The organism is Luteitalea sp. (genome assembly GCA_009377605.1).
Classification (GTDB): domain Bacteria; phylum Acidobacteriota; class Vicinamibacteria; order Vicinamibacterales; family Vicinamibacteraceae; genus WHTT01.
The window spans coordinates 61,023-70,391 of record WHTT01000029.1; the positions used below are offsets into that span (position 1 = coordinate 61,023).

A 9,369-nucleotide genomic window follows, 5' to 3' on the forward strand; every position below is an offset into this window, starting at 1 on the left:
AGGTGACAAGGTGACAAGGTGAACGGGTAGCTCGAGCGATCGAAGCGAGCATCGGACGACCTGGAAGCCTCGCCCGCCTTGCACCCGATGCTCGAATCACCCCATCACCCCATCACCCCATCACCCTTCTCAAGCCGGAACCGCCTCTGCCCGCTCGAAGACGAGCCCTCCGCCGCGTGCATCCACGCGGACCGTGTCGCCCTGGCTGAATTCGCTCTGGAGCACTTGCATCGCCAAGGGATCCAGCACGAGCCGCTGAATTGTGCGCTTGAGCGGACGTGCGCCGTAGGTTGGATCGTAGCCCTGCTCGAGCAACACACTCTTTGCCGCGTCGGTCAGGTCGACGTGGATCTTTCGTTCCTCCAGCCGTGCGAGGAGCCGCGTCACTTGGATCTCGATGATCCGCTTGAGGTGCTCGCGACCCAGCGGATGGAACACAATCACCTCGTCGATACGATTGAGCAGCTCGGGCCTGAAGTGCGTGCGGACCGCATCCATGATCTGGCCGCGAACACCCTCTCCGAGCGCGCCGTCGCTCATCGCCTGCTCGGCGATGAGGTGGCTCCCCAGGTTGGACGTCATGATGACGATCGTGTTCTTGAAGTCCACCCTCCGCCCGCGCCCGTCGGTGAGCCGGCCATCATCGAGGAGCTGCAGCAGCACGTTCAGCACCTCGGCGTGCGCCTTCTCGATCTCGTCGAGCAACACGACGGCGTACGGTCGTCGTCTCACGGCTTCGGTGAGCTGGCCTGCCTCCTCGTAACCGACGTAACCCGGCGGTGCCCCGATCAGCCGAGACACCGTGTGCTTCTCCTGGTACTCGGACATGTCGATCCGAGCCATGGCGTGCTCGTCATCGAACAGGAACTCCGCCAAGGCGCGGCCGAGCTCCGTCTTGCCCACGCCCGTAGGCCCGAGGAACAGGAAGCTGCCCAGCGGGCGGTTGGGATCCTGTAATCCCGCCCGCGCGCGGCGGATCGCGCTTGCGACGGCGGTGATGGCTTCGTCTTGGCCGACGACCCGCTGGTGCAATCGCTCCTCCATCTTCACGAGCTTTTGAATCTCACCTTCCATCAGGCGGCTGACGGGAACCCCGCTCCAGCGGCTGACGACCTCGGCGATGTCCTCCTCGTCCACCTCCTCTTTGAGCATCCTTAGCGCGCCCTGGAGCGTCTGGAGACGCGCTTCCTCTTCCCCGAGACGCTTCTCCAGGTCGGGCAACCGGCCATACTGCAGCTCGGACGCCAGCGTGTAGTCTCCAACACGCTGCGCGTGCTCGATGTCGTGCCGAACCTGCTCGATATCCTCCTTGACCTTGCGCGCCGCCTGAATGGCCTCCTTCTCCTGCGTCCAGTGACTCTGCAGGCGGTTGCGCTCCTCCTTGAGATCCGCGAGCTCCTTTTCCAGCTTCGTCAGCCGCTCGCGCGACGCCGCATCCGTCTCCTTGCGCAGCGCCTCTCGCTCGATCTCGAGCTGCATCACGCGCCGCTCGACCTCGTCGAGCTCCACTGGCATCGAGTCGATTTCCATGCGCAGCTTCGATGCCGCCTCGTCGACCAGATCGATGGCCTTGTCGGGTAGAAAGCGATCGGCGATATAGCGATTCGACAGGACGGCTGCAGAGACCAGCGCCGAGTCTTTTAGCCGGACACCGTGGTGAATCTCGTATCGCTCACGCAAGCCGCGAAGAATGCTGATGGTTGCTTCAACGCTGGGCGGTTCCACCAGCACCGGCTGGAAGCGCCGCTCCAAGGCGGCGTCCTTCTCGATGTGCTTCCGGTACTCATCCAGCGTCGTCGCGCCGATCGCGTGGAGCTCGCCACGAGCCAACATTGGCTTCAACATGTTCGAGGCGTCGATGGCGCCCTCCGCTGCGCCCGCGCCAACCACGGTGTGCAGCTCGTCGATGAAGAGCACGATGTCGCCCTCCGAGCGCGTGATCTCGCTGAGCACCGCCTTCAGCCGCTCCTCGAACTCCCCGCGGTACTTGGCCCCGGCGACCAGCGCGCCCATGTCGAGCGCGATGATCCGCTTCTCCTTGAGCCCCTCGGGCACGTCACGGCGGACGATGCGCTGCGCGAGGCCCTCGACGATGGCCGTCTTGCCGACGCCCGGCTCGCCGATGAGCACCGGATTGTTCTTCGTCCGCCGCGACAGCACTTGGACGACGCGCCGAATCTCTTCGTCACGACCGATCACCGGGTCGAGCTTACCTTGGCGCGCGGCTGCCGTGAGGTCGCGGCCGTATCGCTCGAGCGCTTGATACTTGCCCTCAGGGCTCTGGTCTGTGACGCGCTGTGTGCCGCGCACCTGTGCCAGGGCCTCGAAGACGCCTTCATAGGTGACGCCCCGCTTCTTCAGCAGGTCGGCTGCTGCCGAGCGACCGGACTCCGCCGAGATTGCCAGGAGGAGATGCTCGGTGCTGATGTAGTCATCGCGCAGGCGCTTGGCTTCGTTCTCGGCGGCCTGTCCAATCTTCCGAAACCTCGGCGATAGGCCGACTTGCGTGCCGCCGTAGGCCTTGGGCAGCTTCTCCAGCGCAGCGGTGACGTCGTCCGCGACGAGCGCCGGATCGACACCGAGCTTGCGCAGCACGGATGGCACGATGCCTCCTTGCTGTGTGACGAGCCCAACGAGCAAGTGTTCTGGCTCGATCTGCGGATGGCTCTCCCGCTCCGCCAGCTGTTGCGATGTCAGGACCGCCTCTTGGGCTTTCTCGGTATAGCGGTTCAAGTTCATGGTTGCCTCGTTCGCCTGACCTAAAGGTCGGGCCTACACGACCTATGTCGAAATCTCAGACGGGCGACACCTTCTTGTTCTGCGCAAGCGCCACGAGCGCTTCGTAGTGCGCACGCTCTTCATCTGTCAGCGCGCGCGGCACCTGGATGTCGACGACGGCATACAGGTCGCCCCGATCATCGGTGCTCCCGACCGCGGGCATGCCATGTCCGCGCACCCGCATGCGCTGGCCGCTCTGCGTCCCCGCCGGCACACGCAGTCGCACTGGGCGGCCCGCGAGTGTTGGTACCTCGACCTCGCCGCCGACGACCGCAGTCGTCACCGGGACGGAAGCCTTCACGTAGAGATCCCGCTCCCGGCGCTCGAACCGTGCGTCCGGTGCGATGCGGATCCGCAGATATAAATCGCCGGCGCGCTGGCCGCCTCCTCCACGTTCACCCTCGCCGCTCACCCGCAACCGCGCTCCCTCCCTCACGCCTGCCGGGACCCGCACCTCCACGGTGCGCTGCTCCCGGCTCGCCTCGCCCGATGCCGAGCCATGTTGCATCGCCAGACGACGCGTCGTCCCGTGGAAGGCCTCCTCGAGAGTAATCATCAGCTCGTGCTCGATGTCGCGACCGCGCATCGCCCGCTGCCGACGCCCTCGTCTTTGGGGCGCACCGGCCTCTGGCCCACCGCCACCGAAGAACGTCCAGAAGAAGTCGGAGAACGGGTTGGTCTGCCCAAACAGCTCTTCGATCTCCTCTGGGCCCATGCTGTGGAACCCTTCAGGGCCCGTGTGGACCCGCCAATCGAACCCTCCGCCCGCGCCAGCCCGAGCACCAGGCTGGTTCTGCATCTGCTCGTAGTACTTCCAGTTGGCGCCGAGCTCGTCGTATTTCTGCCGCTTGGCGGCGTCGCCCAGCACTTCGTACGCCTCGTTGACCTCCTTGAAGCGCAGCTCGGCTGCTGCGTCGCCCGGGTTCACGTCAGGGTGATGCTTCCGGGCCAGCTTCCGGTACGCCGCCTTGATCTCCTTCTCCGAGGCGGTCTTCGGCACGCCCAGTACCGCGTAATAGTCCTTGAAATCCATACTACATCCCGAGGATCGTGCTCAGCCGCTCGACTTCCTGCGCCAACCGCCGCGCCTCGGCGCGTGTGAGCGTCTCGCCACGGGCCAGCGGGCGAATGCGCTCGACCACATCGGCGATCGACAGCAGTCGCTGGACGCCCGCGAGGTTGATGCCGGCCTCGTCAACGAGCTGCTTGACGAGACGTAGCCGCTCGAGCTCGCCTCGGGAATAGACGCGCATGCTGCCCAGCGCGCGCGTCGGTCTGACGAAGCCGAGACGCTCGTACTTGCGCAAGGTCTGTGGGTGCATCCCCAGCAGCCGTGCCGCCATGCTGATCAAGAACAGGTCCGGGTCATCCATACGGCTCGCGTCCCCAGGGCGAAGCCCTGCAACGGATCAAGTGTAGATATTGATACATGTCATGTCAATGCTATGTTTCATACCGACTAAAGCCCGGAGACTGTGCTCGTCTCGCCGGTGGCTCGGTCTCACCATTTCAGGGATACTGGAGCGTCTCGAGGGTGCCCGATGCGCGCGGCCTGTGAGACCGGGAGCATGGCATACATACCCGCGAGGAGGGTTGGTTGGACGTTCAGTTGAGCGACTTCTTCACGATTGGCCTGCTCATCCTGCTCGAGGGCCTCTTGAGCGCGGACAACGCGCTGGTTTTGGCAGTGCTCGTCCTGGGGCTTCCGGGACCGGAGCAGCGCAAAGCGCTGCGCTACGGCATTGCGGGTGCGTTCGTGTTTCGGATTGCAGCCACCGTGCTCGCCGTTCACATGATGGCGCTGGCGTGGGTCAAGCTGGTGGGCGCGGCGTATCTGCTCTGGCTTCCGTACAGACATTTCTTCCACAGCGGTGATGTCGAGCACCGTCGCAAGCCCAAGACACCGACGCGCTGGCTCGGTCTGTCGGCCTTCTGGACGACCGTCGTGAAGGTGGAGCTCACGGATTTCGTGTTCGCCATCGACTCCATTCTCGTGGCCGTCGCGATGTCGAACAAGGAGTGGGTGGTCATCACAGGCGGTATTCTCGGCATCATCGCGATGCGGCTCGTCGTCGGCCGGCTCCTCGCGATGGTCCAGCGCTACCCCGCCTTGGTGGATGGCGCCTTCATCATCGTGACGTGGGTAGGTCTCAAGCTCCTGATCGAGTACTTGCATCAGATGCACGTCATTCCTTTCGAGATCCCTAAATGGATCACGTTTGGACTGATCGTGATCATCTTCTTGATCTCATATTTGTATGCGCGAAGCCAAGGGCCGCAGGCGGACGACAACCCGGGCAGCGACAATGCTGCAGAGCTGCTCCAGGATCGCGAGGCGGAGCGCTGAAGGCTGTTCTAATGGGTCTCCCTCCCTCGGCGGTCCACGGCGTCAGGATTGACACCGAACGTGGTCGCCGTGCCGATTGCCTGTGGTAGGCTGTTACTAGGAGTCTCGTCCATCGTTTCCACCGAACGGAAGGAGCCAATCGAGTGCCATACCCGGAATTCCTCATCGCCCCGATGCGAGAAGAGCTCACGCGACTCGGTGTCGAGGAGCTGCGCACTGCGGAGGCTGTCGACGAAGCCGTCAAGGGGACACCCGGCACGCTGATGGTCGTGGTGAACTCGGTCTGCGGCTGTGCCGCCGGCAAGGCTCGCCCCGGCGTCGCCGTGGCGTTGCAGCACGGGATCAAGCCGGAGCGCGTGACCACGGTGTTCGCCGGCGCCGATGTCGACGCCACCGAGCGCGCACGACAGCACTTTGCCGGTTATCCACCGTCATCGCCGGCGATAGCCATGCTGCAGGATGGCAAGCTCGTCTACATGATGGAGCGCCACCAGATCGAGAACCGCAGCGCGGACGCGATTGCTGCCGAGCTGACGGCGGCCTTCGACAAGCACTGCGCGAAGCCGACCACGGTGTAGCCGGAACGTGACGGCTCGTTCTAGCGGACGGCCGCCTCGCCGAGGCGGCCGTCACCACACGTTGTTTGGGCGACGCTGGGCTCGTGTGCCTCTCGGTGCGCGGGCCCACAACGCGTACGCCGCCCGCCACCACTTCCTTTCCCGCAGAGCGGTCGAGCCCAGTATACTGGCGGGATGCCCGACGTCGACGCTTCCACGCAGGCTCGTCTCGTAGGCTCCGTCGCGAACGCGCTTCGCCGGAACGTGGCCATCGTCGCCCACGTGGACCATGGCAAGACGACACTCGTCGACGCCCTCCTGCACCAGAGCGGTGTCTTCAGGTCCAACGAGCGCGTTCTCGAGCGTGCGATGGACAACACCGATTTGGAGCGAGAGCGAGGCATCACGATTCTCGCCAAGAACACGGCGGTGCGGTACGGCGACCTCATCATCAACGTCGTGGACACGCCTGGGCACGCGGACTTCGGTGGTGAGGTCGAACGGACGCTGTCGATGGTGGACGGGGTGCTGTTATTGGTCGACGCGTCGGAGGGGCCGCTGCCACAGACGCGATTCGTGCTCCGAAAAGCTCTCGACCGCCGCCTGACGCCGATTGTCGTCATCAACAAGATCGACCGCGCCGACGCCCGTCCTCAGGCGGTGTTGAACGAGATCTACGATCTCTTCATCGATCTCGACGCCGTCGAAGATCAGCTCGAGTTTCCGGTGATCTACACCAATGCGCGCGTGGGTCTCGCGAGCCTGGACGCCGCAACACTGGGAACCGACCTCCGACCACTCTTCGACGCCATCGTGCAACATATCCCGCCACCGCAGGGCAATCGAGGAGGCAAGCTGCAGATGCTGGTGGCCAATCTCGATGCCAGCGACTATCTCGGAAGGATTGCGATTGGCCGCATCTTCCATGGGCGTGTGCGGATTGGCGACAACGTGGGCGTTTGCAAGCTCGATGGGTCAGTCGAGCGCACGAGGGTGACGAAGCTCCTCGCGTTCGACGGGCTCAAACGAATCGACGTCGACGAAGCGGCCGCCGGCGACATTGTCTGCCTGGCTGGCATCGAGAACATCACCATTGGAGAAACCGTCTCTGAGGCCGAGGCGCCCGAGCCGATCCCGCCGATTGCTATCGATGAGCCAACGGTCTCGATGATCTTCAGCGTCAACACCTCGACGTTTGCTGGCCGGGAAGGGCGGTTCGTGACATCCCGGCAGCTGCAGACGCGTCTGCAGCGCGAGCTGATCGGGAACGTGTCGATCCGCGTGGAGGATACTGCCTCGCCCGAACAGTTCAAAGTGATTGGCCGCGGCGAGCTCCAGCTCTCCATCCTCATCGAGATGATGCGGCGGGAAGGGTACGAGCTCCAGGTGTCGCGACCCGAGATCGTCACCCGCCACGAAGCGGGTGTCGTGCTCGAGCCGATCGAGGAGCTGATCACGGATGTGCCCGAGGAGCACCAAGGCGTGGTGATCGCGCAGCTCGGTAGCCGCAAGGGCATCATGACGCGGATGATCAATCATGGCAGTGGCCGGGTGCGGCTCGAGTTTCGGATTCCCGCGCGCGGGCTCATCGGCTTTCGCTCGCAGTTTCTGACCGACACGCGCGGGGCCGGCATGATGCACCATCTCTTCGCAGGGTGGGAGCCGTGGCACGGCGCTATTCCGGCGCGGCCTACCGGCGTGCTGGTGGCGGACCGCGGCGGAGCGTGCACTGCCTACGCCATTGCAAACCTGCAGGAACGTGGCGAGATGTTCGTCGAGCCGGGCACGAGGGTCTACGAGGGGATGGTCGTCGGCGAGAACGCGCGTCCCAACGATCTGGACGTCAACATCACGAAAGAGAAGAAGCTCACCAACATGCGCGCCTCGACGGCGGAGGAGGGCATTCGCCTCATCCCGCCGCGCCGGATTGGCCTCGAACAAGCGATCGAGTTCATCACCGACGATGAGTTGGTCGAGGTCACGCCTGCCAGCATCCGGATCCGCAAGAGGGTGCTGGCGGGGAACATGCGCCCTCGGACCGGGTGAAGCGGTGACAAGGTGAACGGGTGATTCCGTGATCGAGGTGGAGGTCGTCCGCCGCGGGTAACACGGCTCGTCCCGCCCGGTCACCTTGTCACCTTGTCACCGTCGCCGGAGGCGCAAGCTCCTGCGCCGTGGGATGCTCTGCATCGAACAACGCGAGCGGAATACCACGGCGATAGCACTCATACGTGGCACACACGGCGTCGGCGAGCGCGTCGAGAAAGGCCGGATGGTCGTTCACGGCGGTGGCCCGCGCCATGATCATGCCCAGCTCCTTGCAGGTGGCGCGCGCCTCGTGATCCAGGTCGTAGAGCACCTCGATGTGATCACACGCGAAGCCCAGCGGACTGACGACAACGCTCCGAACGCCTTCGCGCTGGGCGGTCCGCAGATACCCGTTGATGTCCGGCTCGAGCCAAGGATCGTTGGGACGTCCGCTTCGGCTCTGGTACGCCACATCCCAACGCTCGCGGTCGAGCCCCAGCTCCTCCGCGACCAGCCGCGCCGATTCCTGGAGCTGTCGCGTGTAGGTGTCCGCGTGCGCCATGTGGGACGGGATACTGTGCGCGGTGAACACGACCCGCGTGTGCTCAGCGAGTGCGTCGGGTAACGTCGCTCGGGCAGCACGGACACCCTCGGCCGCGGCGCGCACGAAACCTGGGTGTGCGTGCCAATCACTCGTATAGAAGAGGCGTGGCGCCTCGCGGTGTGCCGCCACGAGCGCTTCCTGCGCCTGCAGGACGTTTTGACGATACTGGCCACAGCTCGAGTAGGAGCGATGCGCGGCGGCGATCACGCCAATCGCGCGGCGGACGCCGGCGCGCGCCATCGCGTCGAGCGTCTCGACGAGCAGCGGGTGCCAGTTTCGCATGCCCACGTACACGGGCAGGGGCAAGTCGCGCGCGGCCAGCGTCGCGGCAAGCCCGTTGGCTTGCCGCATCGTCAGCTCCGTAATCGGTGACACGCCACCCAGTCGTTCGTAGTGACGAGCGACGTCCTCGAGACGCTCTGGCGGGATCTTGCGTCCGCGAACCACGTTCTGGAGAAAGGGACGGATGTCATCGCGTCTCTGCGGACCGCCGAACGCGATGAGCAGCACGGCATCGAACGGCTTCGACACATCTGGCATCGTATACGAAGTCGGTTCTTGGTTCTCGGTTCTCGGTCTTTCGTGCTTGGTGCTTGGGCGCTTCATCCTGCTGCGGAGCACCCCGCTCCACCAGTGGACCAAGAACCAGGGACCAAGGACCAAGGACCGAGAACCGATATACTCGGAAGACGATGATCCGGATTTTTGTCACAAATGATGATGGGGTTCGAGCGGAGGGGATCGAGGCGTTAGCGGGAGCGCTCGAGAGCCTGGGGGAGGTCACGGTCGTGGCGCCTCTAGGAGAGGCAAGCGGTATCGGCCATGGCCTCACGCTCACGAGGCCTCTGCGCATCGAACAGCTTGCAGAGCGTGTCTACTGCGTGGACGGGACACCCACTGATTGCGTGAATATCGGCCTCGCACGTGTGCTCCGCGCGCGGCCGCACCTCGTCGTCTCTGGAATCAACAAGGGTTACAACATCGGCGATGATGTGACGTACTCCGGCACCGTGGCCGGAGCATTCGAAGCGGCACTGCTTGGCATTCCAGCGCTT

General features: G+C 64.4%; 8 protein-coding genes. 4 read left to right on the top strand and 4 right to left on the bottom strand.

What is annotated here, in order from left to right; genetic code table 11:
* Positions 1-129 precede the first annotated feature (129 nt).
* Genes clpB through GEV06_11990 form a run of 3 tightly spaced genes read right to left on the bottom strand, consistent with a single transcriptional unit; the run spans position 130 to position 4,151 of the window.
* Complete coding sequence (gene clpB, locus GEV06_11980; GenBank protein ID MPZ18615.1) at positions 130-2,739, bottom strand: ATP-dependent chaperone ClpB; 2,610 nt, start codon at positions 2,737-2,739, stop codon at positions 130-132.
* Positions 2,740-2,794: 55 nt separating this feature from the next.
* Positions 2,795-3,811, bottom strand: a complete 1,017-nt coding sequence (locus GEV06_11985) for a DnaJ domain-containing protein (protein MPZ18616.1) — start codon at positions 3,809-3,811, stop codon at positions 2,795-2,797.
* Between the two features lies 1 nt (position 3,812).
* Positions 3,813-4,151: a MerR family transcriptional regulator gene (locus GEV06_11990; GenBank protein ID MPZ18617.1), complete on the bottom strand. Its 339-nt coding sequence runs from the start codon at positions 4,149-4,151 to the stop codon at positions 3,813-3,815.
* A 200-nt stretch (positions 4,152-4,351) separates the two neighbouring features.
* On the opposite strand from GEV06_11990, the gene GEV06_11995 reads away from it, so the two are divergent.
* The 3 genes from GEV06_11995 to typA all read left to right on the top strand — a co-directional run bounded on the left by GEV06_11995 (position 4,352) and on the right by typA (position 7,728).
* Positions 4,352-5,125, top strand: coding sequence for a hypothetical protein (locus GEV06_11995; protein MPZ18618.1), 774 nt, complete (start codon positions 4,352-4,354; stop codon positions 5,123-5,125).
* A gap of 173 nt (positions 5,126-5,298) precedes the next feature.
* Positions 5,299-5,703 (top strand): BrxA/BrxB family bacilliredoxin, encoded by a 405-nt coding sequence (locus tag GEV06_12000; protein MPZ18619.1) that lies wholly within the window; start codon positions 5,299-5,301, stop codon positions 5,701-5,703.
* A gap of 174 nt (positions 5,704-5,877) precedes the next feature.
* Positions 5,878-7,728, top strand: a complete 1,851-nt coding sequence (gene typA / locus GEV06_12005; GenBank protein MPZ18620.1) for a translational GTPase TypA — start codon at positions 5,878-5,880, stop codon at positions 7,726-7,728.
* Positions 7,729-7,816: 88 nt separating this feature from the next.
* Here typA and hemH read toward each other — a convergent pair whose 3' ends face one another.
* Positions 7,817-8,920, bottom strand: coding sequence for a ferrochelatase (gene hemH, locus GEV06_12010; protein ID MPZ18621.1), 1,104 nt, complete (start codon positions 8,918-8,920; stop codon positions 7,817-7,819).
* An 89-nt stretch (positions 8,921-9,009) separates the two neighbouring features.
* On the opposite strand from hemH, the gene surE reads away from it, so the two are divergent.
* A partial coding sequence (surE, locus tag GEV06_12015; protein MPZ18622.1) for a 5'/3'-nucleotidase SurE occupies positions 9,010-9,369 on the top strand: 360 nt, incomplete at its 3' end.

Bases quoted from the DNA above. Each gene is read 5' to 3' on its own strand.
- clpB (MPZ18615.1), bottom strand. From the start codon at position 2,739: ATGAACTTGAACCGCTATACCGAGAAAGCCCAAGAGGCGGTCCTGACA.
- GEV06_11985 (MPZ18616.1), bottom strand. From the start codon at position 3,811: ATGGATTTCAAGGACTATTACGCGGTACTGGGCGTGCCGAAGACCGCC.
- GEV06_11990 (MPZ18617.1), bottom strand. From the start codon at position 4,151: ATGGATGACCCGGACCTGTTCTTGATCAGCATGGCGGCACGGCTGCTG.
- GEV06_12000 (MPZ18619.1), top strand. From the start codon at position 5,299: ATGCGAGAAGAGCTCACGCGACTCGGTGTCGAGGAGCTGCGCACTGCG.
- typA (MPZ18620.1), top strand. From the start codon at position 5,878: ATGCCCGACGTCGACGCTTCCACGCAGGCTCGTCTCGTAGGCTCCGTC.
- hemH (MPZ18621.1), bottom strand. From the start codon at position 8,920: ATGAAGCGCCCAAGCACCAAGCACGAAAGACCGAGAACCGAGAACCAA.